General features: G+C 63.5%; 27 protein-coding genes, 2 tRNA genes and 1 pseudogene. 19 read left to right on the forward strand and 11 right to left on the reverse strand.

All coding sequences use genetic code 11. The annotated features are described in order from the left end of the window. Window positions 1-126: 126 nt before the first annotated feature. From CK228_RS14720 to CK228_RS14740, 5 genes are all read left to right on the forward strand, one after another. Complete coding sequence (locus tag CK228_RS14720) at window positions 127-2,220, forward strand: ATP-dependent helicase (RefSeq protein ID WP_095788309.1); 2,094 nt, start codon at window positions 127-129, stop codon at window positions 2,218-2,220. An 8-nt stretch (window positions 2,221-2,228) separates the two neighbouring features. Then, a complete protein-coding gene (gene dapB / locus CK228_RS14725) occupies window positions 2,229-3,005 on the forward strand; it encodes a 4-hydroxy-tetrahydrodipicolinate reductase (RefSeq protein WP_095788310.1) in 777 nt (258 codons plus the stop codon). Between the two features lie 200 nt (window positions 3,006-3,205). Continuing rightward, window positions 3,206-4,219: an ABC transporter substrate-binding protein gene (locus CK228_RS14730; RefSeq protein ID WP_095788311.1), complete on the forward strand. Its 1,014-nt coding sequence runs from the start codon at window positions 3,206-3,208 to the stop codon at window positions 4,217-4,219. 108 nt (window positions 4,220-4,327) lie between these two features. Continuing rightward, entirely contained in the window at window positions 4,328-5,137 is an 810-nt protein-coding gene (locus CK228_RS14735; protein WP_095788312.1) for an ABC transporter ATP-binding protein, read from the forward strand. Between the two features lie 11 nt (window positions 5,138-5,148). Then, complete coding sequence (locus tag CK228_RS14740; protein WP_095788313.1) at window positions 5,149-6,027, forward strand: ABC transporter permease; 879 nt, start codon at window positions 5,149-5,151, stop codon at window positions 6,025-6,027. Window positions 6,028-6,040: 13 nt separating this feature from the next. Here CK228_RS14740 and CK228_RS14745 read toward each other — a convergent pair whose 3' ends face one another. Then, a complete protein-coding gene (locus CK228_RS14745; protein WP_095788314.1) occupies window positions 6,041-7,399 on the reverse strand; it encodes a sensor histidine kinase in 1,359 nt (452 codons plus the stop codon). Then, window positions 7,386-8,057 carry a response regulator gene (locus CK228_RS14750; RefSeq protein WP_095770629.1) on the reverse strand — a complete coding sequence of 224 codons (672 nt, stop codon included), beginning with the start codon at window positions 8,055-8,057 and terminating at the stop codon, window positions 7,386-7,388. The genes CK228_RS14745 and CK228_RS14750 overlap by 14 nt, the downstream gene beginning before the upstream one ends. A 486-nt stretch (window positions 8,058-8,543) precedes the next feature. On the opposite strand from CK228_RS14750, the gene CK228_RS14755 reads away from it, so the two are divergent. Then, entirely contained in the window at window positions 8,544-8,786 is a 243-nt protein-coding gene (locus CK228_RS14755) for a DUF680 domain-containing protein (protein WP_095788315.1), read from the forward strand. 213 nt (window positions 8,787-8,999) lie between these two features. Next, a pseudogene (locus CK228_RS14760) lies at window positions 9,000-9,238 on the forward strand (DUF680 domain-containing protein). 46 nt (window positions 9,239-9,284) lie between these two features. On the opposite strand, the gene CK228_RS14765 reads toward CK228_RS14760, so the two are convergent. From CK228_RS14765 to purM, 4 genes are read right to left on the reverse strand one after another with little or no spacing between them, the layout of a single operon-like run. Further along, on the reverse strand, window positions 9,285-9,794 hold the full coding sequence (locus CK228_RS14765; protein ID WP_095788316.1) for a histidine phosphatase family protein: 510 nt from the start codon (window positions 9,792-9,794) through the stop codon (window positions 9,285-9,287). Beyond that, window positions 9,794-10,135, reverse strand: coding sequence for a hypothetical protein (locus CK228_RS14770; protein WP_095770625.1), 342 nt, complete (start codon window positions 10,133-10,135; stop codon window positions 9,794-9,796). Before CK228_RS14770 ends, CK228_RS14765 begins: the two co-directional genes overlap by 1 nt. Before the next feature lie 10 nt (window positions 10,136-10,145). Further along, on the reverse strand, window positions 10,146-10,859 hold the full coding sequence (gene purN, locus CK228_RS14775; RefSeq protein WP_095770624.1) for a phosphoribosylglycinamide formyltransferase: 714 nt from the start codon (window positions 10,857-10,859) through the stop codon (window positions 10,146-10,148). Further along, window positions 10,856-11,965, reverse strand: a complete 1,110-nt coding sequence (purM, locus tag CK228_RS14780) for a phosphoribosylformylglycinamidine cyclo-ligase (RefSeq protein ID WP_095770623.1) — start codon at window positions 11,963-11,965, stop codon at window positions 10,856-10,858. Before purM ends, purN begins: the two co-directional genes overlap by 4 nt. A 203-nt stretch (window positions 11,966-12,168) precedes the next feature. On the opposite strand from purM, the gene CK228_RS14785 reads away from it, so the two are divergent. Genes CK228_RS14785 through hdaA form a run of 3 tightly spaced genes read left to right on the forward strand, consistent with a single transcriptional unit; the run spans window position 12,169 to window position 14,607 of the window. Then, a complete protein-coding gene (locus CK228_RS14785) occupies window positions 12,169-12,726 on the forward strand; it encodes a CDP-alcohol phosphatidyltransferase family protein (RefSeq protein WP_095770622.1) in 558 nt (185 codons plus the stop codon). Then, window positions 12,698-13,906 carry an AI-2E family transporter gene (locus tag CK228_RS14790; RefSeq protein ID WP_095788317.1) on the forward strand — a complete coding sequence of 403 codons (1,209 nt, stop codon included), beginning with the start codon at window positions 12,698-12,700 and terminating at the stop codon, window positions 13,904-13,906. The genes CK228_RS14785 and CK228_RS14790 overlap by 29 nt, the downstream gene beginning before the upstream one ends. After that, window positions 13,903-14,607 (forward strand): DnaA regulatory inactivator HdaA, encoded by a 705-nt coding sequence (hdaA, locus tag CK228_RS14795; RefSeq protein ID WP_095788318.1) that lies wholly within the window; start codon window positions 13,903-13,905, stop codon window positions 14,605-14,607. The genes CK228_RS14790 and hdaA overlap by 4 nt, the downstream gene beginning before the upstream one ends. A gap of 394 nt (window positions 14,608-15,001) precedes the next feature. On the opposite strand, the gene CK228_RS14800 is transcribed toward hdaA, so the two are convergent. Further along, a tRNA-Pro gene (locus CK228_RS14800) sits at window positions 15,002-15,078 on the reverse strand. Between the two features lie 125 nt (window positions 15,079-15,203). Between CK228_RS14800 and CK228_RS14805 the strand changes: the two genes are divergently transcribed. From CK228_RS14805 to CK228_RS14840, 8 genes are all read left to right on the forward strand, one after another. After that, on the forward strand, window positions 15,204-15,509 hold the full coding sequence (locus CK228_RS14805) for an ETC complex I subunit (protein WP_015318428.1): 306 nt from the start codon (window positions 15,204-15,206) through the stop codon (window positions 15,507-15,509). A 46-nt stretch (window positions 15,510-15,555) separates the two neighbouring features. Next, window positions 15,556-15,632, forward strand: a tRNA-Arg gene (locus CK228_RS14810). A gap of 95 nt (window positions 15,633-15,727) precedes the next feature. Further along, complete coding sequence (locus CK228_RS14815; RefSeq protein ID WP_095788319.1) at window positions 15,728-16,015, forward strand: hypothetical protein; 288 nt, start codon at window positions 15,728-15,730, stop codon at window positions 16,013-16,015. Window positions 16,016-16,188: 173 nt separating this feature from the next. After that, window positions 16,189-16,443 (forward strand): hypothetical protein, encoded by a 255-nt coding sequence (locus CK228_RS14820; protein WP_095770618.1) that lies wholly within the window; start codon window positions 16,189-16,191, stop codon window positions 16,441-16,443. Window positions 16,444-16,589: 146 nt separating this feature from the next. After that, window positions 16,590-17,378 (forward strand): GGDEF domain-containing protein, encoded by a 789-nt coding sequence (locus CK228_RS14825; protein ID WP_095788320.1) that lies wholly within the window; start codon window positions 16,590-16,592, stop codon window positions 17,376-17,378. 217 nt (window positions 17,379-17,595) lie between these two features. Continuing rightward, complete coding sequence (locus CK228_RS14830) at window positions 17,596-18,558, forward strand: glycosyltransferase family 4 protein (protein ID WP_095788321.1); 963 nt, start codon at window positions 17,596-17,598, stop codon at window positions 18,556-18,558. A 107-nt stretch (window positions 18,559-18,665) separates the two neighbouring features. Continuing rightward, window positions 18,666-19,892 (forward strand): anion transporter, encoded by a 1,227-nt coding sequence (locus tag CK228_RS14835; RefSeq protein WP_095770615.1) that lies wholly within the window; start codon window positions 18,666-18,668, stop codon window positions 19,890-19,892. A 17-nt stretch (window positions 19,893-19,909) separates the two neighbouring features. Continuing rightward, window positions 19,910-20,779 carry a tetratricopeptide repeat protein gene (locus CK228_RS14840; RefSeq protein WP_095788450.1) on the forward strand — a complete coding sequence of 290 codons (870 nt, stop codon included), beginning with the start codon at window positions 19,910-19,912 and terminating at the stop codon, window positions 20,777-20,779. Here the strand turns inward: CK228_RS14840 and CK228_RS14845 are convergent. Together CK228_RS14845 and CK228_RS14850 are read right to left on the reverse strand one after the other, a co-directional pair. Further along, window positions 20,717-21,406, reverse strand: a complete 690-nt coding sequence (locus CK228_RS14845) for a hypothetical protein (RefSeq protein ID WP_245318023.1) — start codon at window positions 21,404-21,406, stop codon at window positions 20,717-20,719. The genes CK228_RS14840 and CK228_RS14845 overlap by 63 nt on opposite strands. A gap of 87 nt (window positions 21,407-21,493) precedes the next feature. Beyond that, window positions 21,494-22,078, reverse strand: a complete 585-nt coding sequence (locus tag CK228_RS14850) for a TetR/AcrR family transcriptional regulator (protein ID WP_095788322.1) — start codon at window positions 22,076-22,078, stop codon at window positions 21,494-21,496. Between the two features lie 79 nt (window positions 22,079-22,157). Here CK228_RS14850 and CK228_RS14855 point away from each other — a divergent pair, with 79 nt between their 5' ends. Further along, window positions 22,158-23,009: a crotonase/enoyl-CoA hydratase family protein gene (locus CK228_RS14855; protein WP_095788323.1), complete on the forward strand. Its 852-nt coding sequence runs from the start codon at window positions 22,158-22,160 to the stop codon at window positions 23,007-23,009. Window positions 23,010-23,155: 146 nt separating this feature from the next. On the opposite strand, the gene CK228_RS14865 is transcribed toward CK228_RS14855, so the two are convergent. Together CK228_RS14865 and CK228_RS14870 are read right to left on the reverse strand one after the other, a co-directional pair. After that, window positions 23,156-23,473 carry a cupredoxin family copper-binding protein gene (locus CK228_RS14865; RefSeq protein WP_095788324.1) on the reverse strand — a complete coding sequence of 106 codons (318 nt, stop codon included), beginning with the start codon at window positions 23,471-23,473 and terminating at the stop codon, window positions 23,156-23,158. Then, window positions 23,470-23,994 (reverse strand): DUF4142 domain-containing protein, encoded by a 525-nt coding sequence (locus tag CK228_RS14870; RefSeq protein WP_095788325.1) that lies wholly within the window; start codon window positions 23,992-23,994, stop codon window positions 23,470-23,472. The genes CK228_RS14865 and CK228_RS14870 overlap by 4 nt, the downstream gene beginning before the upstream one ends. Window positions 23,995-24,081: the final 87 nt, after the last annotated feature.

Consider the following 24,081-nt stretch of genomic DNA (forward strand, 5'->3'; position numbering starts at 1 on the left):
AGGAAAAGTGTGAAGCGGTTTTCCCTGGAAAAGCGTAGCGCTTTCCCTTGAGAGTTGCGCCAAGACCAAGGGGCCGTCGCAAAGCTTCTATGTTGCGAACAAAGCGGAAACGATGCTTGATGGGCGATGAACCTCGCCGCTCATGATTCGACCTTTGTGGAATCGACTGCCCAGCCCGCCTATCTCGCGCGGCTGAACGATGCCCAGCGCCAGGCCGTCGAGCATGGTGACGGCAAGATCGCCGGGCCGTTGCTGGTCATTGCCGGCGCCGGCTCGGGCAAGACCAACACGCTGGCGCATCGCGTCGCTCATCTCATCGTCAGGGGTGCCGACCCGCGCCGTATCTTGCTGATGACCTTTTCGCGGCGCGCCGCATCCGAAATGGCGAAACGTGTCGAACGTATTGCCGGCGAGGTGCTCGGCCGCGACGCCGCGGTGATCACCGATGCGCTGACCTGGGCCGGCACTTTTCACGGCATCGGCGCCCGGCTGTTGCGCGACTATGCGCTGGAGATCGGCCTCGACCCGGCCTTCACCATCCATGATCGCGAGGATTCCGCCGACCTGATGAATCTGGTGCGCCACGAACTCGGCTTCTCGAAAACGGAAGCGCGCTTTCCGACCAAGGGCACCTGCCTTGCCATCTACTCGCGCGCCGTCAACGCGCAGGCTCCGCTCGGCGAAGTGCTGGGGTCGGCCTTCCCCTGGTGCGCCGGCTGGGCCGAGCAGTTGAAGCACCTGTTCGCCGGCTATGTCGAGGCCAAGCAGGCGCAGAACGTGCTCGACTATGACGATCTGCTGCTCTACTGGGCGCAGATGGCGGCCGAGCCGGACATAGCGGCGCATCTGGGCGGGCGTTTCGACCATGTTCTGGTCGACGAATACCAGGACACCAACCGCCTGCAGGCTTCGATCCTGATGGCACTGAAACCCGACGGCGCCGGGCTGACGGTGGTCGGCGACGATGCGCAGTCGATCTATTCGTTCCGCGCCGCCGAGGTACGCAACATCCTCGATTTTCCAACACAGTTCGGGCAGGCCGCCGATGTGGTGATGCTGGAGCGCAACTACCGCTCGACGGAAACCATTCTGGCCGCCGCCAATGCGGTGATAGGCGAGGCCTCGGAGCGCTTCACCAAGAACCTTTGGTCGGAGCGCAAATCCACCGACAAGCCAAGGCTGGTGAGCGTCCGCGACGAGGTCGAGCAGGCCAACTTCGTCTGCGATACCATCCTCGCCGAGCGCGAGGCCGGTACGGCGCTGAAATCGCAGGCGGTGCTGTTTCGCGCCTCGCACCACAGCGGGCCGCTGGAAATCGAGCTGACGCGGCGCAACATTCCCTTCGTCAAGTTCGGCGGCCTGAAATTCCTCGATTCCGCCCATGTCAAGGATGTGCTGGCGGTGCTGCGCTTTGCCGAAAACCCGCGTGACCGCGTCGCCGGCTTTCGCGTTCTGCAACTGATGCCGGGCATTGGCCCTTCGGCTGCCGCGCAGATCGTCGAGACGATGACGACAGCGCTGGATGAAGCGATGGGCTTGGCCGGATGGCGGCCGCCGCAGCGCGCGGCCGACGACTGGCCCGGTTTCGTCTCGCTCTATTCCGGCCTGCGGGCCGGCGCCAAATGGCCAGCCGATCTCGAACAGGTCAGGCTCTGGTACGAGCCACATCTGGAACGCATCCATGAGGATGCCATCACACGCCGCGCCGACCTGTTGCAGCTCGAGCAGATCGGCTCGGGCTACGCCTCGCGCGAGCGCTTCCTGACCGAACTCACGCTCGATCCGCCGGATGCGACCAGCGACCAGGCTGGACCGCCGCATCGCGACGAGGACTATCTGATCCTTTCGACCATCCATTCGGCCAAGGGCCAGGAGTGGAAGAACGTCTTCGTGCTCAACACTGTCGATGGCTGCATCCCGGCCGATCTCGGCGTCGGCACCAAGGAGGATATCGAGGAGGAGCGCCGGCTGCTCTATGTGGCGATGACGCGGGCCAAGGACAGCCTCAACCTCGTCATGCCGCAGCGCTTCTTTCCCCATGGCCAGGCCGCGCGCGGCGATCGCCATCTCTATGCCTCGCGCACGCGCTTTATCCCGGCCTCGATTCTCGCCGCGTTCCAGCAGATGTCGTGGCCGGGCGCACAGGCGGCACAGGGCAGGGCGCCCCGGCCGGACGTGCGCGTCGATATCGGCGCGCGCATGCGCGGCATGTGGAAATAGCTGAAACCATGGCGCAGCCGTCGATCAGGATCGCCATCGCCGGGGCGCTGGGCCGCATGGGGCGGCAGATGGCCGAGGCCGTTCTGGCCGATCCGCGGCTGGCGCTTGCCGCCCGCTTCCATCGCCCGGGCAGTGTCGGCGACCGGCTGGTGAGCCGCGACGAGGCGCTCGCCGCGGCCGATGTGGTGATCGATTTCACCACGCCGGCGGCCTCCGCCGATCTGGCGAGGGTTTGCGCAAACCGGGGCGGCCCCGCTTTGGTGATCGGCTCGACCGGTTTCGATGCCGCCGAACTGGCTGATATAGCCGATGCCGCGAAAGCGGTTCCCATCGTCCGCTCCGGCAGTTTTTCGCTCGGGCTCAACATGCTGGTCGGGTTGGTCGAGCGGGCGGCGGGAGCGCTCGCCCCCGAAGATTGGGACGCCGAGATCTTCGAGGCGCATCATCGCCACAAGATCGATGCGCCGTCGGGCACCGCGCTGATGCTGGGACAAGCCGTCGCCGGTGGACGCGGCGTCGAACTGGACGCGGTCGCAAGGCGCGTCCGCGATGGCGTCACCGGCGCGCGGCCGGCCGGAGAGATCGGTTTTGCGGTGGTTCGCGGCGGCAGCATCGTCGGCGAACACAGCGTCAGCTTCTGTGCCGAAGGCGAGCTTGTTACCGTGTCGCACGCTGCCGGGGACCGCATCATGTTCGCTCGTGGCGCCATCGCCGCGGCACTTTGGCTGCCGGGACGCAAGCCCGGCGAATACGATATGCATGACGTGCTGGGATTTAATCGCTGAACTTGGCACGGCGTGCATTTTCACGCCGCCGCTATTGTCCGCCGCGGCTTGCTGATCCGCAAGCCTTGCCGTCATTTTCGGCTTTACCCTGAAAGCTGGATGAAAGGTTGGTGCCATAACTCTTGTCCGGCGCCCCCATATTGTCGCGCAAAAGCGATGGGAGAGAGAGGGGCGCGGGAAACGAACAAAGGGAAGAGGCCATGTCGCTCGCGCGAATTCTGCTCGATTCAGCCGCCACAACCGCACTCGTCGCCACCATGGCCTTGTCAGCGCCGTCCGTACACGCCGCCGACAAAGTTTCCATCATGGTCGGCGGCTACGAGAAGCAGATTTACCTGCCAGCCAAACTGACCGAAGCACTCGGTTACTTCAAGGACGAGGGTCTCGACGTCGAGTTGCTGAATGAGCCGGCCGGGGTCGACGCCGAAAACGAGATGCTTGCCGGTGCCGTGCAAGGAGTTGTCGGCTTTTATGATCACTGCATCGATCTGCAGGCCAAGGGCAAATTCGTCGAATCCGTCGTCCAGTTCAGCCAGGCGCCGGGCGAGGTCGAGCTCGTTTCGACCAAGCATCCCGAGATCAAGTCGCCCGCCGACTTCAAGGGCATGAGCCTGGGCGTGACCGGTCTAGGCTCATCGACGAATTTTCTTACGGAATATCTTGCCGTCAAGAACGGTTTGAAGCTCGGCGAATTCACCTCGGTTCCGGTCGGCGCCGGCAACACCTTCATTGCCGCCATGCAGCAGGACAAGATCCAGGCGGGCATGACGACCGAGCCGACGATCACGCGGCTGCTGAAGACCGGCGAAGCGTCCATTCTCATCGACATGCGTACGATGGAAGGTACCAAGGCTGCTCTCGGCGGCACCTACCCGGCCGCCTCCCTCTATATGCAGACAGATTGGGTCGAAGCGCACAAGGACATCGTGCAGAAGCTGGCCAACGCTTTCGTCAAGACGCAGAAGTTCATCAGTTCGCATAGCGGCGCCGAGATCGCCGACAAGATGCCGAAGGACTATTATGTCGGCGACAAGGAAGGCTATGTGAAGGCCCTCGATGCCGGCAAGGCGATGTTCACCCCCGACGGGATCATGCCCGAGGGTGGACCTGAGACAGTGCTGACGGTTCTTTCAGCCTTCAAGAAGGAACTGCAGGGCAAGCAGATCGACCTTGCCAAGACCTACACCTCGGAATTCGTCAAGAACGCCAAGTAGCAGACAGTACCGGCGCGATGACCGACATCGCGCCGGTACCCTCAGTTTTTCACCTCCGGCGACCTTGGGGCCGACGGCGGGCGTCTGCTCTTATCCAGGAGTTCCACCATGGCTATTGAAAAAAATGCACCGGCGATCGAGCTGATCAACGTCAGTCGGCGTTTCCTTTCACCCACCGGCAAATCGCTGACGGCACTGCGCGACTTCACCATGACCGTACAGCGCGGCGAATTCGTCGCCGTTGTCGGCCCGACCGGCTGCGGAAAATCCACCACACTCAATCTTGTCACAGGGCTGGCAAGCCCAAGTGCCGGCGAGGTTCGTGTCATGGGCGCACCGGTCAGGGGCATAGACCCGCGCATCGGCTTTGTTTTCCAAAGCGATGCCCTGTTTCCGTGGCGAACCGTGATCGACAACGTGATGGCTGGTCCTCTCTTTCGCGGCAAGGCCAAGTCCGAAGCCACGGCCGCGGCGCGCGACTGGCTGGCGCGCGTCGGGCTGTCGCGTTTCGAGCAGCATTATCCGCACCAGCTTTCAGGCGGTATGCGCAAGCGTGTGGCGTTGGCGCAGACTTTCATAAACGGTCCGGAGATCCTGCTCATGGACGAGCCGTTTTCAGCGCTTGACGTGCAGACTCGGGTGCTGATGCATGAGGAACTGCTGCGCCTTTGGTCCGAAGCCAAGGCTTCCGTGGTCTTCGTAACCCATGACCTGGAAGAGGCGATTGCCTTGGCCGACAAGGTCTATGTCCTGACCGCCGGACCGGCCACCGTGAAGTCGGTCTACACGATCGACCTGCCGCGCCCGCGCGTCGTCGCCGACATCCGTTACGAACAAAGCTTCATCGATTACTCGCGCACCATCTGGGCCGACCTCAAGGAAGAGGTCGAGACCAGCTATGCACGCGCGGCAGCCTGAGGAGGAAAGCCATGACCGATGCCGCAATCGACATCAGAGCAGGCGCTTTCAAGCCTGGCACTTCCGACGCGGAAATCGAAGCGGCCGCGGCAAAAGCATCGCAGCGCCGCCGCCGCGCCGTCATATTCTGGCGGGTCGCCATCCTGGTCGCCTTTCTCGGCCTGTGGGAGATTGCCGCGCGCCTGGCGTGGATCGATCCGTTCTTCTACGCGATGCCGAGCGCGATCGCGCAGCGGCTCTATGAATGGACGACGGAAGGAACGTCCGAGGGGCCGCTGTGGTATCATCTCTATGTTACCATGGAGGAGTCGGTCATTGGCTTCGTGACCGGTTCGGTAGCTGGCATCATCATCGGTGTCGCGCTCGGTCGCAACCGGATGGCCGCAGACATTTTCTCCATCTACATCAAGGTGATCAATTCCATTCCCCGCGTGGTTCTGGCACCGATCTTCATCATGATCCTCGGCCTCGGCCTCGCTTCGAAAGTGGCGCTTGCCTTCGTCATGGTTTTCTTTGTTGTCTTCCACAATGCATTCCAGGGCGTGCGGGAGGCCGACAGGGCAATGATTGCCAATGCCCGTATCCTCGGGGCCTCCAACTGGCAGTTGACGCGCTCGGTGATCGTCCCTTCGGCGATGAGCTGGATCTTCGCCAGCCTGCATGTCAGCTTCGGCTTTGCCATCATCGGTGCGATCGTCGGCGAATTCGTCGGCTCGCGCTATGGCATCGGCCTGCTGATCAATATCGCCAAGGGATCCTTCGACGCCGCCGGCATGTATGCCGCTATCGTCATCGTCATGGTGGTGGCGCTCGGCGCCGAATATCTGATGACCATGGTCGAGGATCGCCTGGCGAAATGGCGCCCCCAGCCGCTGCATGAGACGCAGTGAGCCGCGACATGGGCTAGCTGCTTGCCAGCGGCAACCTCACGTCAACCACCAGACCGCCGGCCGCGCCATCCCGCAGGGTGACGCGGCCGCCGGCGTTTTCGACGACCTCCCGCACGATGGCGAGCCCCAGCCCGCTGCCTTCCTCGGTCGAGCCGGCGATGCGGTAGAAGCGCTCGAACACGTGATCCCGCTCTTCCACTGGAATGCCAGGCCCGTCGTCGGTGACCGTCAGCATGGCTTCGCCATCGACGGCCGCCAGCCTCACAGTGACGCTGCCACCTGAGGAGGAGTAGCGCAGCGCATTGTCGACGAGGTTGACGATCATTTCGCGCAGCATGGTGCCGTCGCCGATGACCGGTGCGGGGCCGGCCTCCTCGAGGCCGAGATCGACGTTGCGGCTGACGGCGATCGGCGCATGGGTTTCCAGAACCTGGCGAGCCGCTTCGGTCAGGTCGACACGGTCGGCGCGCGGCCGTCGGCTGCCCGGCTCGGCTCTCGACAAGGTCAGCAGTTGTTCGGCAAGCCGTGCCAGGCGGCCGGAGCTTGCCTGCAGGGCCACCAGCGCCTCGTGGCGGGCATCGGGGACGGTTTCTCGCAGCGCGTAGCTCGCCTGCGTCGACAGCAGCGCCAGCGGCGTGCGCAACTGGTGCGCGGCATTGGCGACGAAGCGGCGTTGCGACGCCATCTGAGCCCGCACGCGTGCCATATAGGCGTTGAGCGCTTCGATCAGCGGGCGGATTTCGCTCTGGGCGCCCGGCACTTCGACCGGGTCGAGGTCGCTGCGGTTCGGCGAACGCACCGCGTCGCGCAGCCTGATGAGCGGCGCCAGGCCCCGATGCAGGCCAAGGAGCACGAAGAGGCCGGCGATCGCCACCAGCGCCAACTGCTGGGCAAAGGCGCCAAACCAGAGTCGCCGCACCATCGCGTCATGTCCGGCAAGGGTGACGCCGACGGTAACCGATATCGGCGAATCCTCGCCGGCGCCGACCACACCCTGGCTGAAGGTAAGCAGCCGCAGCCGGTGGTCGCGATAGCTTGCCTCGGTGCTGGACGGCGTCAATGCCTCCGGCAGATTGGGATAGCCGGTCAGCAGCCGCCCTCTGGCAGTCTTGACATGGTAGTAGACGCTGTCGCGGTCGCCCGTATCGAACATCTCAATCGCTGCCGGCGGTATCGTGGCATCGAGGACGCCATCGGTCATGGCGACCTGCTCGGCGATGGTCCGCGCCGAGCCGAGCAGCATTCGGTCGGTGACCAGGTTAGCTGTGGCCAGCGCGCTGCCATGGCTGGTCCACAGATTGATGGTGGCGAGTCCGGCCAGTGGCAGCACCACCCATGCCAACAGCTGCAGGCGGAGGCTATTGATCTTCATGCCGCAGAAGATAGCCGAGGCCACGCAAGGTGGCGATCTGGACCCGCGACCCTTCGAGCTTCTTGCGCACGCGATGCACATAGATCTCGATGGCGCTGGGGTCGGCATCGGTCTCGAAATCATAGATCGCCGCCGAAAGTGCCGCCTTGCTCACCGTGCGCCCGGCTTTCACCATCAATTGCTCCAGCACCGCATGTTCGCGAGGTGTGAGCGCCAGCGGTTCACCGGCCAGCGAAAACAGCCTTGTGTTGGTGTCGAAGACGAGATCGCCGCAGGCAACGACAGGCGCGGTGCGGTCGTTGGCGCGGCGCAGCTGCGCCCGAATGCGGGCCTCGAGCTCCTCGATCTGGAACGGCTTGGCCAGATAGTCGTCGGCGCCTTCGTTGAGGCCCTTGACTCTGCCGTCGAGGCTGGCATTGGCGGTCAGCACGATCACCGGCACCCGGTTGCCGCGCGCCCGCAGCATGCGCAGCACCTCCAGGCCGCCCATACGCGGCAGCGCCAGGTCCAGGATGACGAGCGCATGGTCGCCCGCCGCCAGCGCGTGCTCGACATCCTCGCCCTCATGGACGATGTCGACCACATAATTCGCCTGGCGCAGGGTCTTGCCCAGCCAGTCGGCCAGTTCGCGGTTGTCCTCAACAAGCAGCAGTCGCATATCTATGACAGTCCGGATCCATTTGCCGCCGCCTTCCAGCGGATCGCCTCGGCCTGATGGGCCGCGGCACCCCTGATCTCTCTTGAATGAGCGACAGTATCGATCTCAACGCAAGACAAATGCGGGCTCGGCGAGGGTAGCAGCAGGCCTTTGCAGGTTTCGATCAGCCTATTCTCGCTTCAAATCGAACCGAACGGTTCGGTTCGGGTTGACAGATTGTGTCGCAAACAGTGAACAATCGCCTCCAAAAGCGCTCCGATCTTGTCGGAAGGGCTGAACTTAATAAACTGAAATGATTGCATAAATTGCGTTGAAATTGCTGCGCATGCAATATGCATTGTCTATAATATAAGGAAATTCTGCAAAGCCGACGCGACTGGTAATCCAAAAGGCATTCCCTACTTCGGGGTGGTCCGAGCGACGCGAAATTCCTCCCAAGGGCACGCCACCAGACGGACAGGACAGATAAATATTGGAGTAAAGAAAATGACCAAGATCGCTCTTACCGCCGCCGCCATCCTCGCCGCCACGGGCGCCGCTTTCGCTGGCAGCGACCATTATGGCTCCGGCAACTATGGTTCCAACAACGTCAACCAGCCGGTTGCCAGCCAGTCGTCCTCGAACATCGACACCACCTATACCGGTTCGATCGTGAAGTCTTTGAAGACACAGGGCGACGCCAATGCCAACGTGCCGGCTCAGTCGGGCCAGGGCATCTGGGGCCGTTAATTCCTCCAATCCCCGGAAGATTGACAAAGAGCGGTGGGCCTGGCCCGCCGCTCTTGTTTTGCGCAGCAGGGCAGGCATCGGTTTCAAGCAGCCGGGTCTTTGCAACCGGCGGAAAAGCTCCGCCTCCGGGAATAAAACCAGACGGCCTCGGGTCTTATTCCTGCGGAGCCGTCCTCCCAAGACGCCGCCCAACGGATGAGACAGGAGATTGAAATGAACAAGATCGCTATCGCCATACCGCCATCCTCCTTGCGACCGGCGGCGCCCTTGCCGGCAGTGACCATTATGGCTCCGACAATGCCAACCAGCCGGTTGCCTCGATCGCCGGGGTGGATCACGCCGCCACCGGCGCGGTAAAGGACACGGATATGGCCGGGCGCAAGGCAGCCGATACCAGGATGAAGACCACCACCGACTGGCCGGAACCCGGCCAGGGTATCTGGGGCAACTGAGGTCTCGGGCGCGGCGGGCTTGCCCGCCGCATGCCTGGCAGGACTGCTAGCTCAGATCCTTCGGGCGCAGGCAATGCGTCAGTCGTGCCGCCGAAAGGCCAGACCAGTCGCTGTCGAAGACAAGGCGCGCGATGGCTGCCGTGGGGAACTTTTCCTCGAGCCTCTTATGGGCTTTGGTCTCCGAGCCGGATCCGGCAAGCTGTTTCGCCAGATCCTCCAGGCCCGGATTGTGGCCAACCACCACCAGGCAGCGGCTTGATGGGTCGACTTTACGAATCTGGCTCAGAATATCCGCCGCCGAAGCCTCGTAGAGCGCTTCGGCAAACACGACCCGGGGATGTGCCGGCAGTTCCGCGGCGACCAGCCGCCATGTATCACGGGTGCGCAGAGCCGACGACACCAGCACAAGATCGGGCAGCCAGTCGCGCGCCGCAAGCTCCCGCCCCACCAATTTGGCCGCCTTCAATCCGCGTTCGGCCAGCGGCCGGTCGACATCGTCGAGAGCAGGGTCGTCCCAGCTCGATTTGGCATGGCGCAGGAGAAGAAGCTGTTTCATCAATTTGCGTCCGACCAGGGAATGTCGGCATGAAAGTCCTTGCCATATCCACCGCCGTGCCGCGTGCCGGCCTCGACATCGAAGGCCGCCGCCAACTGGCCATGGATGAATAGGCCGACACGCCGTTCACCGTTGTCCCACTTAGCGACGATGTCGGTTTCGGCGATCGGCCAGGCTCCGGATCGAATGTGTATTGTGCCGATGATTGGCCCGACGGTTCTGCCCTGCATTTCACAGAGGTAAAAATATGCTGTGGCGTTTTGCGGGTCTCCGGCCTCGTCATATTCGAAAACGTCGGCCAGGTCGCCTTTAATGCGGATCGCACTGTCGAAAACGTCCATTGGCCTCGGCTCAGGGCGTAATCCGCGCCAGATGTTCCAGATCGGCTTCCTCGCGCAGCGGATCGGGCGCCATCACCACCGAGGTGCCGTTGTCGGCATCATCGGCAAAGTGGGCGAGCACCGTGCGCCCGGCCTCCATGCGCGCCTTGCCTTCGGCGACCAGGCCCAGAGCCAGCGGGTAGAGCCGGTGCTCGGCCTTCAGCACCCGGGCAGCCAGCGTATCGGCATTGTCGCCGACCATCACCGGCACGGCCGCCTGGGCGATGATCGGCCCGTCGTCCATCTCCGACGTGACGAAATGCACGGTGCAGCCATGGATGCGCAGGCCGGCGGCCAGAGCGCGCGCATGGGTGTCGAGGCCCTTGAATGCCGGCAGCAGGGCAGGGTGGATGTTGATCATCCGGCCCTGCCATTTCTGGACGAAGCCGGAGGAGAGAATGCGCATGTAACCGGCCAGGGCCACGATGTCGGCATTGAAGGCGGTGAGTGCGGCGTCGATCGCCGCATCATGCGCCTGCTTGCTGCCATGGTTGGCGCGGGCAATGACCTGCGTGGCGATGCCGCGTGCCTTGGCGATACCGAGGCCTGTGGCGTCGGCCTTGTCTGAAATCACGCCGACGATCTCGGCCGGGAAGGCCGGGTCGCTGGCCGCGGCGATCAGCGCGGTCATGTTGGAGCCGCGCCCCGAGATCAGGACGACAGTGCGTTTTCTCTGCGTGCTCATAGGCCGATCGAGCCCCGATAGATGACGCCGGCATCGCGGCGCGGCACGATGCGGCCGATCGGCGTCACCGTCTCGCCGGCTTCCTGCAGCACGGCGGCGACCTGCGCCGCCTGGCCGGAGGCGACCGCCAGGATCATGCCGACGCCGCAATTGAAGGTGCGCATCATCTCTTCCGGCGCCACGCCGCCGGTCTTGGCCAGCCACGAGAACACCGCCGGCACGTCTATGGCTTCCAGGTCGAGTTCGGCCGAAAAATCCTTGGGCAGCACGCGCGGAATGTTTTCCGGGAAACCGCCGCCGGTGATGTGCGCCAGCGCCTTGATGCCATGCGTGTTGCGGATCGCCTTGAGGATGGACTTGACGTAGATGCGGGTCGGTTCGAGCAACGCCTCGGCAAGCGTCGCCTCGTCGTTGAACGGCGCCGGATCGCTCCATGCCAGGCCACTGGCGGCGACGATGCGGCGCACCAGCGAAAAACCGTTCGAATGCAAGCCCGAGGAAGCGAGGCCCAAAAGCACATCGCCTTCGACGATGTCGTCGGTGGGCAAAAGCTGGCCGCGTTCGGCCGCGCCCACGGCAAAGCCGGCGAGATCATAGTCCTTGCCGTGATACATGCCGGGCATTTCCGCCGTCTCGCCGCCGATCAGCGCGCAGCCGGCCTGCCGGCAGCCCTCGGCGATGCCGCCGACGATCGCCGCTCCCTGGTCGGGATCGAGCTTGCCGGTGGCGAAATAGTCGAGGAAGAACAGCGGTTCGGCGCCCTGCACGACGATGTCGTTGACGCACATGGCGACGAGGTCGATGCCGATCGTGTCGTGCTTGCCGGCATCGATGGCGATCTTGAGCTTGGTTCCTACACCATCATTGGCGGCGACCAGCACAGGATCGGTAAAGCCGGCCGCCTTGAGGTCGAACAACCCGCCGAAACCGCCGATCTCGCCATCCGCACCCGGCCGGCGCGTGGCACGCACCAGCGGCTTGATCTTCTCGACCATGAGATTGCCGGCATCGATATCGACGCCGGCCTCGGCATAGGTGAGCCCGTTCCTGCGCTTGCTCGTTTTGGCCTGGCCCGTTTTGGGCTGGCTTGTGTCGCGCTTGCTCATCGCAATTTTCCTGCTCGTTTGCGGGCTCTTCGCATGAACGGTTTCGGTCCGCAAGGATAACGGCGGAGCCGAGCGCCATTTGACCTGACAAAAGCGTGGATAGAATGGCATAGGATTGGCGCTCGCGCCTGGAACGAACTGTCCTTGTGGCGGCTCTCCATCTCCTTCATCTATCTCCAAACAGCGCATGGCGGGACAATGAGTTGACCATCCCCAATCTGATCACCATCCTGCGCCTTCTCCTGGTGCCTGCCGTGGTGCTGGCCATGCTGCAGGCCCGTTGGGACTGGGCCTTTGCCGGCCTCGTCATCGCCGGCGTCTCGGATGGCATCGACGGCTTCATCGCCCGCCGCTTCAACCAGCAGTCCGAACTCGGCGCCTATCTGGATCCGATGGCCGACAAGCTGCTTCTGGTTTCGGTGTTCGTCGTCATGGGCTTCATCGGGCAATTGCCGCTGTGGCTGGTCGTCACCATGGTGTCGCGCGATGCGCTGATCATCTGCGCGGTCCTGTTGTCCACCGTGATGGCGCACCCGGTCGAGATAAAGCCGTTCCTGGTGTCGAAAGCCAATACCGCCATCCAGATCGTGCTGGCGGCGGTCGTGCTGGGCGAGCTCGCCTTTGCCCTGCACCTCGACCCTCTGCGGCCAGCCCTCATATTGCTGTCCGGGGTCTTGACCGTGGCTTCGGCCGCAGCCTATCTCGTGGCTTGGCTGAGGCATATGAGCGGCTATGGCGAAGGCTCCAATCCGGACATCTGATAAAGAAGCGGCGGTGATCGAGGCCGCAGCCGCCGATCTTGTCGCGGCCTCCGCGTTCCGCCGGCAGATCGCCTTCTGGGTGGCCGGCATCGCCGGACTTGCGTTGTTCCTCTATGTATTCAGCGCCATCCTGCTGCCCTTCGTCGCCGGCATGGTGCTTGCCTACTTCCTCGATCCGGTCGCCGACCGGCTGCAGCGGCTTGGCCTGTCGCGTTTCATGGCGACGGTGGTCATCCTGATCACCTTCCTCATCGTGCTGGTGCTGGCCTTTGTTATCCTCATTCCGGTCTTGGCGACGCAGATGGCCGATTTCGCCGGCAAACTGCCGGAATACCTGACCCGGCTGCAGAGCCTGATCACCTCCTTCGATCCGAAATGGCTGGAGCAGAAATTCGGCGTCAACGCCAATGGCTTGCGTGATGGGCTGAATTCGCTGCTGACCTCGGGTTTCGGCCTGCTCACCACGGTCTTCACCTCGATCTGGAGTTCGGGCGTGGCGCTGGTCTCGGTGGTCAGCCTGTTCGTGGTGACGCCGGTGGTTGCCTTCTACATGCTGCTCGACTGGGACCGCATGGTGGCGGTCATCGACAGCTGGGTGCCGCGCGACAACGTAGCGACCGTGCGCGCCATTGCGCGCGACATCAACACCGCGACCGCCGGTTTCGTGCGCGGCCAGGGCACGCTCTGCCTGGTGCTCGGCGCCATGTACGCCACCGGTCTGACGCTGACCGGGCTGAACTTCGCCATCCTGATCGGCCTGTTCGCCGGGCTGATCTCGTTCATTCCCTATGTCGGCTCGCTGACCGGGCTGGTTCTGGCGGTCGGCGTCGCTTTTGTGCAGTTCTGGCCGGACTGGACAATGATCGTCGCCGTCGCCGTGGTCTTCTTCATCGGCCAGTTCATCGAAGGCAACATCCTGCAGCCCAGGCTGGTCGGCAAAAGCGTCGGCCTGCATCCGGTGTGGCTGATGTTCGCTCTGTTCGCCTTCGGTGCGCTGTTCGGTTTTGTCGGTCTGCTGATTGCCGTGCCGGCTTCCGCCGCCGTCGCCGTTCTGGTGCGCTTTGCCATCGCCCGCTATCTCGAATCGCCGCTTTACAAGGGCCACGCGACAGAGGCTGCGCCGCCGCTGCCGGCCGATCGTGGCGGCGGCCACCGCACCCAACCACGTCGCTCGAAGTGACCGCCCAGCGAACCGATCCGCCGCGCCAGCTGCCGCTCGATCTCGGCCACGGCACAGGCTATTCGCGCGACGAACTCGTCGTCTCCGGCACCAACAACCAGGCGGCGGCACTGGTCGACCGCTGGCCGGACTGGCCCTCGCCTGTGGTGGTGCTGGCAGGTCCCGCCGGCTCCGGCAAGTCGCATCTGGCCGCCATCTGGCGTGCGCGCGCCACCGCGGTCGCGGTCGACGCCCGGCTCATCGGCGATTGCATCGCCAGTCTCGGCGCCCGGCCGGCGCTGATCGACGATGTCGATGCCGGCGCGGTCGACGAACAAGGCCTGTTCCATCTGATCAATGCGGTGCGCGGCGCCGGCTCGACGCTGCTGTTGACCGCACGGCGTTTTCCCTCGGCCTGGGGCGTGTCGCTGCCAGATCTGGCCTCGCGGCTGAAAGCGGCGGCGACGGTCGAGATCCATGAGCCCGACGACCTGCTGCTGGCCGGCGTCATCACCAAGCTGTTCGCCGACCGCCAGGTCGAGGTCGAACCGCATGTCGTGCAATATCTGGTGCGGCGCATCGAGCGCTCGCTGGCGACAGCCATGCGTGTGGTGGAGCGGCTGGACCGCACCGCGCTCGAGCGCAAGATGCCGATCACGCGGGCGCTCGCCGCCGAAACGGTCAGCGCGATGGATGAGGGGCAGGGCGCGTTCGAGATTTAGTAATCCTAGGGCGACCGGCAACAGGGCATGTCCCATTTTGGGAAAGAACAGCTGGCATCCATCTTGCTGCACCAGCTTGCCGGCTGACCCCGGTCCTGATTGCGTTCCAAATCAGGTTGTAGGCTCGCCGGGATTGAGTTTGGGGTTCTCGCCCGGCGAGCTTGCCTTCAACTGCTCTCGGACCCGATCTATCCACGACCGACATAGAATGCGCGCTCCGGGCTTGAAGTCGGGCGGAGTGGGGGCGCTCATTCAGCAGGGCTGGACCGGCGCGCGTATCGTCGCATGAAGGCCGGAGCGCGTATCGCCCGATCAAGGGCACGACAAAGGCGGCGGCCGCGGTTCAGGCTCTGGTGGGGCAAGGGCGCCTGAATCGCACCAGCTATGAAGAGGATGGTCGGAGTGGAGAGATTCGAACTCCCGACCCTCTGGTCCCAAACCAGATGCGCTACCAGCCTGCGCTACACTCCGAACGGTCTGTTGCCTATTCATTTCGGTGTTGGATGGCAAGAGCAAAAACCTTGCCGCCATGCGCATTGCGCAGTAATGACGGACGAAGGGGCGGCGATGCTGCCTTGCACAACCATGAGGTGGCCATGTCCGCGCGCATTTTCAGCCCAGCTAAAACCGCGATGCAATCCGGCAAGGCCAAGACCGGCCACTGGGTGCTGGAATTCGACCCCGAGATGCGCAAGAAGATCGACCCCTTGATGGGCTATACGACGTCGGGAGACATGAGAAGCCAGATCAGGCTGACCTTCGACACGCGCGAAGAGGCCGTGGCCTACGCCGAAAAGGAAGGGCTTGCCTTCCGTGTCGAGGAGCCGAAAGAGACCAAGCGCCGCCAGATTTCCTATGCGGAGAATTTCCGCTATGACCGCAGGACGCCCTGGACGCATTGAACGGCGTCAGCGCCAGATATCCAGCCGGCCCCTTTGGCCGGCCAGCGGTCCCGTAGCTCAGCTGGATAGAGCACCGGCCTTCTAAGCCGATGGTCACAGGTTCGAATCCTGTCGGGATCGCCAATAAATCAATGATTTTACGAGGTTATTTCCTTCTTGTTGAAGGCGTGTCGGTTCGCTTTCTGCCGCGCCGGCACGGTGCAGGCTCGCTGTAAGAAATGACCAGCGGGAACCTGACGCTTGCCCGCGCGTTGCATCGCATGCTCAAGAAGATCGCCTTCGCCGCCGTGCTGTTCCAGGTTGCCGTTTTCTCGGCTCTGATAACGCAGACGGTTCTTTTCGCATCGACGGCGACCCAAGCCGCAGACGTACGGCGCAGCGAACCCATTGCCGTCACCGACAGGGAATGCGCTGCCGCGAGGTGGCCGAACATTCCGGGTCGGTGTCTGGAGCGGGTTGAGGCGCGCAACTCTATTACGACGCTGGTGCTGACGGCGGGCCAATAGAGCAGAGCTGCGTGGGCGACCCGGAATTATTTCGTGATCCGCCGAAGTTGGAACCTTAGCCTACATCAGGCGTTCGGGGCCTTGTATTCGCGGAGCCTCATAAAAGGCAATGTGCGGGCCGGCGAACGGGCGGGACAAAACAAGCGCGGGTTGGGGGAGGAGAAAACGAGGCCATGTCGAAACGTGAAATTGGAACGTCCCCCGCCCTGGGGCGGCGTATCGCTCAACTCAGAGCCAGAATGCAGGATGCCGAAATTTCCGATCATGAGATGAAGACCTTCCACAAGGTCGCGGCCATCATGGGGGCGGGCGACGGGTCCCTACAACTGGATGCCGACGACCTGATCGCGGCATCCTTCGTTGTCGAAGCAAGTGGACCGGCGCCGAACCATCGACGTTCTGAATTCCCCGCATCGCGCGAAATTTAGTCGGCGGGCTTGCGTTCACCGCCGGGGCACGGCGGTCCATTTGGGCGAGCATGCTCCGGCTCCCTGATCTCGAATTGAAGGGAAAGTCTTATCAATTTGTTTGCGTTGGCGCGTCATAGTAGCGACGGCTAACGGAGTGGAATGGGATGAAGTTCGACCTGTCGTCGACCAGTTGGGGCAGGGTGATCGCTGCCACCGCCGCCGGCACGGTATTCTTCATTGCCGTGGCGTTTTTCGTCGATTCCTTCAATTTCCCCTATCTCTCGCCCGAGGCTGTCTGGCGCGCGCAAATGACGGATCTCATGCTGCCCCTGGTGCTGGGCGGGTCGTTTCTGTTTTTTCTCATGTGGAAGATTCGCCAGCTGGCGATAGCTCAGCGCGACCTCAGCGTCATCGCCGCCACCGACAGTCTGACGGCCGTGCTGAATCGCGGCGCCTTCTCGATGCTGGTCGAGGCCTATCTGGAGGAGACCCGCAAGCAGGAACAGACCCGTTCCGGCGCGCTGCTGATCATCGATGCCGACCACTTCAAGTCTATCAACGACCGCCTCGGCCATGACTGTGGCGACCAGGCGCTCAAGCTCATCGCGCAGGCGATCAAGGGACAGCTGCGCGGCAGCGATATCGTCGGCCGCATCGGCGGCGAGGAGTTTGGCGTGTTTCTTCCCGGTGTCGACCCCTCGCAATCCTGGCTGGTTGCCGAAGGCATCCGCCGGCGAATTCGCGAAATGGACTTTTCGCCTGGCGGCCGCGCCTGTCCGCTTTCCGTCAGTATCGGCGGCACCAGCTTCATCGGGCCGACGACTTACGAGGCGATATTCTCCGCCGCAGACAGACGGCTCTATGCCGCCAAGTCGAATGGCCGCGATCAGGTCAGTTTCGACCCGGCGGAAGCCGCCCTGGTGTCTCAGTCCGGCGCCGCCACGGTGCATTGACCGCAGCCTTGCTGCGCGTGAAGGCTGAGGTCGCCGCTTCCTTGACGCCGTCTTGCCGGTGTGCTTCCTCCGGCTAAGGTGATGTATTGGGCGTCGCCAGAGACATTTCTGCTTTCTTGATCTCCTCGGTCTTCCGGGCCACCGGCGCAGTCACGACCTGTTTCGGTGCCGGGCGAACGAGTGGCGGGATGGCCCGGGCCAGGCAAGCGCGGCGATCATGATCCATTTGTTCAACGGCTTTCAGAACCCGTTTGGCGGCAGCGAACGCGAAACCCTGGACCTGTATCGGCTGTTGAGTGCCGACCAGCAGGTGTGTCTTTGGGCAACCTCTTCGCGCGTGTCCGACGAACTGATGCGGCAATTTCCGATTCGCCGCGTGTCGCTGACAAAGCGCGAGGTGCCGGACGGCGGCACCTATGTCTTCCTCGGCGCGCATTGGCGCAACAAAATCTGGCCTTACCTGATCCGGCGGCCACGCCGGCTGATCTATGTCTTCAACACCTTTCACCCGAAGATCATCGGGCTGACGACCGGCATGCCGCGCCTGCTGGGCTGGCCCGGCGCCGAATTGGTGCTGATCTCGGAATTCCAGAAGCGCATGCTGCAGGTCGAAGGCGTCGTGCATCCGTCGCCGATCGATATCGGGCGTTTTTCACCACGACCGGCAAGGCCGGACGGCCCGTTCACGGTGGGGCGGCTGAGCCGCGACACGGCGGACAAGCATCATGCCGACGATGTGGCGCTCTACGAGGCCTTGCTGGCCGATGGCGTTGCGGTACGGATCCAGGGCGGCATGCCGCTGAAGGACAGGCTCGCGCCGCATCCGCAACTCGAACTCCTGCCGCAGGGCCAGTTTGCCGCCGAGCAGTTTTTGCCGACGCTCGACGTCTTCTACTATCGCACCGGCTCGCATGTGGAGACATTCGGCCGCGTGGTGTTCGAGGCGATGGCCTGCGGTTTGCCCGTGGTCTGCCATGCGCATGGCGGCTATGCCGACTATATCAGCCATGGCGAAAACGGTTTTCTGTTCGAGTCGACGCAACAGGCGGCGCGCATCCTGGCCGAGCTCAAGGCCGATCCAGCGCTGCGGGCTGACATGGGCCACAAAGCGCGGCAGACCGTCGAGCGACTGTTTTCGCCGCAGGCATTGCAACAGCGGCTGGATTTCTATCGGCGTTAGCGGTACCGCCCCGTTTGTCGTCAATCTCGACATCGCTAAAGTTGACATGCAAAAGAACCACCAGGCGGACGCATCGGCGCCACCAGATCGAGCAGGGCTTCTTACCAATGACGTTGATGGGCGCGGCGGCACTGCTGATCCTGGTCCTGACCTATGCCGGCGTCGCCATCGGCCGCATCCCCGGTTTGCGTCTTGACCGGGCAGGCATCGCGCTGCTTGGCGGCGCCGCGATGATCGCCGTTGGCGCGATCAGCATGGAGGACGCCTACCGCGCCATCAATTTCGACACGATCACGCTTCTGCTCGGCATGATGATCGTGGTGGCGCATCTGAAGGTCTCTGGCGCCTTTCGCGGCCTGGGCGCCATCGCCATCGAACACGCGCACGCGCCCTTCATGCTCCTGGTGATGGTGACGCTGCTGACCGGCGTGCTGTCGGCCTTCCTGGTCAACGACGCCATCTGCCTGGTCATGGCGCCGATCGTCGTCCACGTCACCCGCGTCATCAATCGCAACCCGATCCCGTACCTGATCGCCACCGCCACCGCCTCGAACTGCGGCAGCGTCGCCACCATCACCGGCAATCCTCAGAACATGGTCATCGGCGCGCTGTCGGGCATTTCCTATCCCGCTTTTTCGGCGGCACTCGCGCCGGTCGCCCTGTTCGGTCTCGTCGCGGTCATCGTCATCGTGCGCATCGTCTATCGCGCCGAATTCACCCGCACCGCTGAATTGACGCCGCATGTCTCGCGCGGCCGGATGCATCGCGGGCAGGTGCTGAAAGCCGTGATCGTCTGCATCGGGCTGGCCATCGCCTTCTTCGCCGGCGTCCCCGTTGCCAAGGCGGCGTTGATCGGCGGAGCCATTCTCCTGCTCACCCGCGCCATCAAGCCGGACCGCATCTACCGTGAGATCGATGGCCCGCTGCTGTTCATGTTCGCCGGTTTGTTCGTGGTGGTCGCCGGCGCCGAAAGGACGTTGCTGACGCCGGATCTCATCGCCTCGGCCAAGAATCTCGGCCTCGACGATGTCTGGCGCCTGTCCAGCTTCACCGCGGTGCTCTCCAACATCATGAGCAATGTTCCGGCGGTGCTGGCGCTGCGGCCGTTCATACCTGGGCTGGAAAACCCCGAACGGGCCTGGCTGGTGGTGGCGATGAGTTCAACGCTCGCCGGCAATTTCACGCTGCTCGGCTCGGTCGCCAACCTGATCGTCGCCGAGCAGTCCAAGGCTGCCGGCACGCCCTTGTCGTTCGGTGCCTTCTTCAAGGTCGGCCTGCCGCTGACGCTGATCACTCTCGTCGCCGGCACGGCATGGCTGGCCTTCGGGTTCTAACCGGAGTGGTAAAAGCGGTGACGGATACGAATCAAGTCGAAAGTGGCGATCTGATCCGACGTGCGGTGGCTGCTTTCAATTCCGGCAATCACGGCCAGGCAATGCAGCTGTGCGAGTTAGGCCTGAAGCAACGCCCGAACGATCCGGCTCTTTGCCATCTTCTGGCGGCGATCCTGTTCGCCAGGGCGAATTTGTCGGGAGCTCGCACGCGCATCGAGACGAGCCTGGCCGCTCATGCGGATAATGTGCCCGCTTTGATTCTGGCATGCAGGATTGCTCGGGCCGACGGCCGGTTCGAGGCAGCGTTGCAACAGCTGGATCGCGCGGCAAAGCTGTCATCACAGGCGGAAATACTGATCGAGCGGGCACGTACCCTTGATCAGGCAGGCAATGCTTTGGCCGCGGGCGAATGGTGGACACTCGTCTTGCAACGGGATCCGAAATCCGAGGAGGCTGCGGCGCGCCTCGGGCGCCTTGCCTGGCAACGCGGCGCGTCTGTTGAGGCAGAGGACTTGCTCGAACGCGCCGTCGCTGGCGGCGGGCATCCTTCTGCCTGGTTTGATCTCGGGTTGGTGCGTCAGGACATGCGCAAGTTCGGCGCCGCTGCCCAGGCCTATCGACGCGTGCTGGAGATGAGCCCCGATACCCCGGAGGCTGCCGTCAATCTGGGCGTCGTCTTGCAGGAAACTGGTGATCTGGATGGGGCGATGCTGGCGTATTCAACGGCCTATCGTCTGCGCCCATCCACGTTCGGCGTCATCGCCATGGCGCTTACATCGGCGCCGAGTGGTCGGCTGTGGCTCGATGAGGAAGCACTGCGTCGCTTACTCGCCAGTGGAGCGCCCCCGCCGGGCGCGGAACCGCTTGCGGTAGACACCCGGCGTTGACAGGACATTACCGACGGTGCGCGCATAAGACGCCTGCCGTTCTTCGTCGAACACCTCGTATTCCAGCTGCGGCGTCGCCCGCGGAACCGCAAAGCACTGTGCGACCGGGGTTCCTTTCCCGAGCACGCCGGAGAACCCAGGTTCCGTCCAGACCGCCGGGAAATTGATGCCGCCATCGCTGAACCGGTCGGAATCCACCAGCCCAGTCACCAGCCTGAAAGGAAGATCCTCGCGATTGACCGGATGCGTCGCGAACAGCGACCAGCCTTCCTCGACCTCGATGGTCCAGAAGCTGTTGAATTTGAGGGCGGCTTGGCCGGGCGTAGCAAACGGGCTGCCGGCGAGCTGCCCCGGTGTGTGGAAGCTCAATGGCGCTCTGGGGTGGTTCTGCGTGACCGGTTCTGGAATTTGCCAGTCCCACGAAAAGGTGCCCTTGTCGACGACGACGTCGCACGGCAGCAGGACCATGAAGCCATAGGTCATCGCATCGACAACGGGTGGGCATTGCTTGAGCGTGCGAATGTCGCGGCCGTGGATCGCCGAATAGGCGGTGGCGGGCATGGCGCGCAGCCATTCCGGCAGAGCGCCGCGCGCCGGGATCGGGCGCGGCAAATGCTCGATCAACATTGGATCACATCGAAAGATGATACGCATCACCGCCTCCCTGGCATTGCGATACCATGCTTGCCGGCTGCGTTCCAAGCCACGGCTGGTTCAGTCCTTGTTCCGCGATCTGACCCGGACAAGCGTCGCCGCTGCTCGTCCTGCCGCCTCGATGTAATCGGGATTGCGGTGGACCAGCATGATCGAAAAGGAGCCATCGATCAAAAGCACGATCTCGCGCGCCGCCGCCTGTGGTTCCTCGACGCCGTGGTCCGACAACGCGCCGGCCAGCCATGCCTCGAAACTCGACTTGTGGCGTGATCCGACCTTGATCGCCGGATGGCCGGGCATCGAAGCGAGTTCCGCGGCCGTGCGCAGGAAACCGCATCCCTTCCATTTCGGGTGGCGCGCAGCCCGCGCCAGATTGCTGAAGATCGCCTCGGCCTTGCGGTCCGCGCCCCCTTCGGCGGCATCGAACCAGCCGGCCATTTGCCGCAGATTGGGCTGGTCCCGCCCGTCGAGATAGGCGGCGATCAGGTCGTCCTTGCTCTTGAAGTGGTAGTAAAGCGTCCGCTTGGTGAGGCCGGCCTTTTCCGCGACGGCGTCGACGCTGACGCGGCCGATTCCCTCGGCATAGAACAGCTTCGTCGCGGCATCGACGATGCGTTTGCGGGTCGGGCTGGCGGCTTCAGGCATGAGCCATGTATACCGACTAGTGAATATACACGCAATCGAAAGAGTGATCCCTTTCCGTGGTATCTGGAAAGGAAGAACAATGGCCGATCTTGTCCTGAACGAGACCCGCGACGGGGTAAGCGTCCTCACCCTCAACCGCCCGGAAAAGCTCAATGCGCTGAACTACGCCCTGATCGATCGCCTGCTCGCGATCCTCGACACGATAGAGACCGACAATGCGGTCCGCGCCGTCATCCTGACCGGTGCCGGCGAACGCGCCTTCTCCGCCGGCGGCGATATCGGCGAATTCTCATTGAGTGTCGCCGCAGGCACGGATGTGGCGCTGCGCGACTTCGTCCTGCGCGGCCAGCGACTGACGGCAAGGCTTGAAGCCTTCCGCAAACCCATCATCGCCGCCGTCAACGGGATTGCCTTCGGCGGAGGCTGCGAGATCACCGAGGCCGTGCCGCTGGCCATCGCCAGCGACCGCGCCCTGTTCGCCAAGCCTGAGATCAATCTCGCAATGCCCCCGACCTTCGGCGGCACGCAGCGCCTTCCGCGGCTTGCCGGGCGCAAGCGCGCGCTTGAACTGCTTTTGACGGGCGCAACCTTTTCGGCTGAACGAGCGGCCGAACTCGGCCTCGTCAACAAGATTGTGCCGCATGCCGAGCTGATGCCGGCAGCACACGATCTTGCCCGCCGCATCGTCACGCATTCGCCGGCAGCGCTCGCCGGCATTCTCACTGCGGTGGCGCGCGGCATCAACCTCAGCATCGCCGAAGGGCTGTTGGTCGAGGCCGAGCAGTTCGCCCGCATGGCGCCGACCGCCGATCTCAGGGAAGGCCTTGCCGCCTGGATCGAGCGGCGCAAGCCCAGCTACGACGGCACCTGGACGCACATCACAAGGCCGGACGAAGCAAGGCGCGCCTCGCTGCGGCTCGACCATTCGTAGGCGGTGGCAAGTGGCGCTCGCCCGAGGCGCTTCTGCTGCCGATCGGCGAAGTGCTGGCGCGGTTCGTCCGCAGCGAGGATTTCTCACATGTGAAAGCCTGCGAGGCCTGCACGCTGGCGGCTGTGCACCGCCAGCCCGCGAAGGCCTCACGGCGCCACGTTCATATAGCCCCTCATGTTGGGGTGGAAGCGGCAGAAATAGTCGATCGCTCCAGCCGCCTTCAGTGTCAGGCTCGCCGATTTCTTCGGCGGGATCATCACCTCCCAGCCGCCCTTGACGGTGGCCGTGTGGGCAACCATATCCTTGTTCACCCACTCGACCGTGTCGCCGACCTTCGCCTCGACGGTTGCCGGGGAGAAGACGAGCTTGTCGATGGTGACCTCTATGGTTGCGGCCGCCGCCGGCGCCGTCATAAGCGCCAGAGCGGCCAGCCATGGCAGATGGATCAAGACGCCCGCCTTCATTTCAGCATGCCGGCGACATGTTCGGCGTGCTGCTCATGCCCCTGGAAGATCTTGAGGCCGGTCTCGAGCAGGCTCTTCAACTCGGCATTGCTGGCCGAAGGGATGAGCAGCGTTTCGAGCGCGCCGTTGACCTGCTTGTGATAGGCGACTTCATTCTCGATATAGGCCTTGTCGAAAGCCGCGCCCTTCAGCTTGGCGAGCTTGGCGCGTTCTTCTTCCGCCGCCTTGGTCAGCGCCTGGCTGGTGGCGTTGTCCTCGGGCTTCACCTTGAGCTTCTTGACCAGGTCGAGCGCCTGCTTGTTCACCGCCTCATGGTCGCGCTCCATGTCCTTGGCGAACGCGACGACCTCCTTGCTCTTCGATGTCTTGATCGCCTGCTTGGCCGCCTCGATGTCGAGGACGCCGGCCGTGTAGGCGATATGGGCGATCTGCGGGTCGGTCGGCTTGTCGGCGGCCTGCGCGAACGGAGCAGCGCTGACGAAAAGCACGGCGGCAAGGGCGGCGGTATATCGGGTGAACATGGCATCCTCCTTCGCCCGGCCGCGAGGAAGCGCCGGGCTTACATTTCCAGTTGACGCCGATTGGATGCGCGGCCGGGAGAAACGTTC

It is taken from the genome of Mesorhizobium sp. WSM4312 (assembly GCF_002294875.1).
In the GTDB taxonomy this organism is placed as follows: Bacteria; Pseudomonadota; Alphaproteobacteria; order Rhizobiales; family Rhizobiaceae; genus Mesorhizobium.

What these genes read in the sequence shown, in the direction of transcription:
- CK228_RS14815 (WP_095788319.1), top strand. Translation starts at nt 15,728, where the DNA reads ATGACCAGCGGGAACCTGACGCTTGCCCGCGCGTTGCATCGCATGCTC.
- CK228_RS14870 (WP_095788325.1), bottom strand. Translation starts at nt 23,994, where the DNA reads ATGTTCACCCGATATACCGCCGCCCTTGCCGCCGTGCTTTTCGTCAGC.
- CK228_RS14845 (WP_245318023.1), bottom strand. Translation starts at nt 21,406, where the DNA reads ATGTTGATCGAGCATTTGCCGCGCCCGATCCCGGCGCGCGGCGCTCTG.
- CK228_RS14790 (WP_095788317.1), top strand. Translation starts at nt 12,698, where the DNA reads ATGGCGAAGGCTCCAATCCGGACATCTGATAAAGAAGCGGCGGTGATC.
- CK228_RS14850 (WP_095788322.1), bottom strand. Translation starts at nt 22,078, where the DNA reads ATGCCTGAAGCCGCCAGCCCGACCCGCAAACGCATCGTCGATGCCGCG.
- CK228_RS14765 (WP_095788316.1), bottom strand. Translation starts at nt 9,794, where the DNA reads ATGAAACAGCTTCTTCTCCTGCGCCATGCCAAATCGAGCTGGGACGAC.
- CK228_RS14820 (WP_095770618.1), top strand. Translation starts at nt 16,189, where the DNA reads ATGTCGAAACGTGAAATTGGAACGTCCCCCGCCCTGGGGCGGCGTATC.
- purM (WP_095770623.1), bottom strand. Translation starts at nt 11,965, where the DNA reads ATGAGCAAGCGCGACACAAGCCAGCCCAAAACGGGCCAGGCCAAAACG.
- CK228_RS14745 (WP_095788314.1), bottom strand. Translation starts at nt 7,399, where the DNA reads ATGAAGATCAATAGCCTCCGCCTGCAGCTGTTGGCATGGGTGGTGCTG.
- CK228_RS14835 (WP_095770615.1), top strand. Translation starts at nt 18,666, where the DNA reads ATGACGTTGATGGGCGCGGCGGCACTGCTGATCCTGGTCCTGACCTAT.
- CK228_RS14825 (WP_095788320.1), top strand. Translation starts at nt 16,590, where the DNA reads ATGAAGTTCGACCTGTCGTCGACCAGTTGGGGCAGGGTGATCGCTGCC.
- CK228_RS14755 (WP_095788315.1), top strand. Translation starts at nt 8,544, where the DNA reads ATGACCAAGATCGCTCTTACCGCCGCCGCCATCCTCGCCGCCACGGGC.
- CK228_RS14730 (WP_095788311.1), top strand. Translation starts at nt 3,206, where the DNA reads ATGTCGCTCGCGCGAATTCTGCTCGATTCAGCCGCCACAACCGCACTC.
- CK228_RS14830 (WP_095788321.1), top strand. Translation starts at nt 17,596, where the DNA reads ATGATCCATTTGTTCAACGGCTTTCAGAACCCGTTTGGCGGCAGCGAA.
- CK228_RS14750 (WP_095770629.1), bottom strand. Translation starts at nt 8,057, where the DNA reads ATGCGACTGCTGCTTGTTGAGGACAACCGCGAACTGGCCGACTGGCTG.
- CK228_RS14740 (WP_095788313.1), top strand. Translation starts at nt 5,149, where the DNA reads ATGACCGATGCCGCAATCGACATCAGAGCAGGCGCTTTCAAGCCTGGC.
- CK228_RS14770 (WP_095770625.1), bottom strand. Translation starts at nt 10,135, where the DNA reads ATGGACGTTTTCGACAGTGCGATCCGCATTAAAGGCGACCTGGCCGAC.
- CK228_RS14735 (WP_095788312.1), top strand. Translation starts at nt 4,328, where the DNA reads ATGGCTATTGAAAAAAATGCACCGGCGATCGAGCTGATCAACGTCAGT.
- CK228_RS14720 (WP_095788309.1), top strand. Translation starts at nt 127, where the DNA reads ATGAACCTCGCCGCTCATGATTCGACCTTTGTGGAATCGACTGCCCAG.
- purN (WP_095770624.1), bottom strand. Translation starts at nt 10,859, where the DNA reads ATGAGCACGCAGAGAAAACGCACTGTCGTCCTGATCTCGGGGCGCGGC.
- CK228_RS14855 (WP_095788323.1), top strand. Translation starts at nt 22,158, where the DNA reads ATGGCCGATCTTGTCCTGAACGAGACCCGCGACGGGGTAAGCGTCCTC.
- CK228_RS14805 (WP_015318428.1), top strand. Translation starts at nt 15,204, where the DNA reads ATGTCCGCGCGCATTTTCAGCCCAGCTAAAACCGCGATGCAATCCGGC.
- dapB (WP_095788310.1), top strand. Translation starts at nt 2,229, where the DNA reads ATGGCGCAGCCGTCGATCAGGATCGCCATCGCCGGGGCGCTGGGCCGC.
- CK228_RS14865 (WP_095788324.1), bottom strand. Translation starts at nt 23,473, where the DNA reads ATGAAGGCGGGCGTCTTGATCCATCTGCCATGGCTGGCCGCTCTGGCG.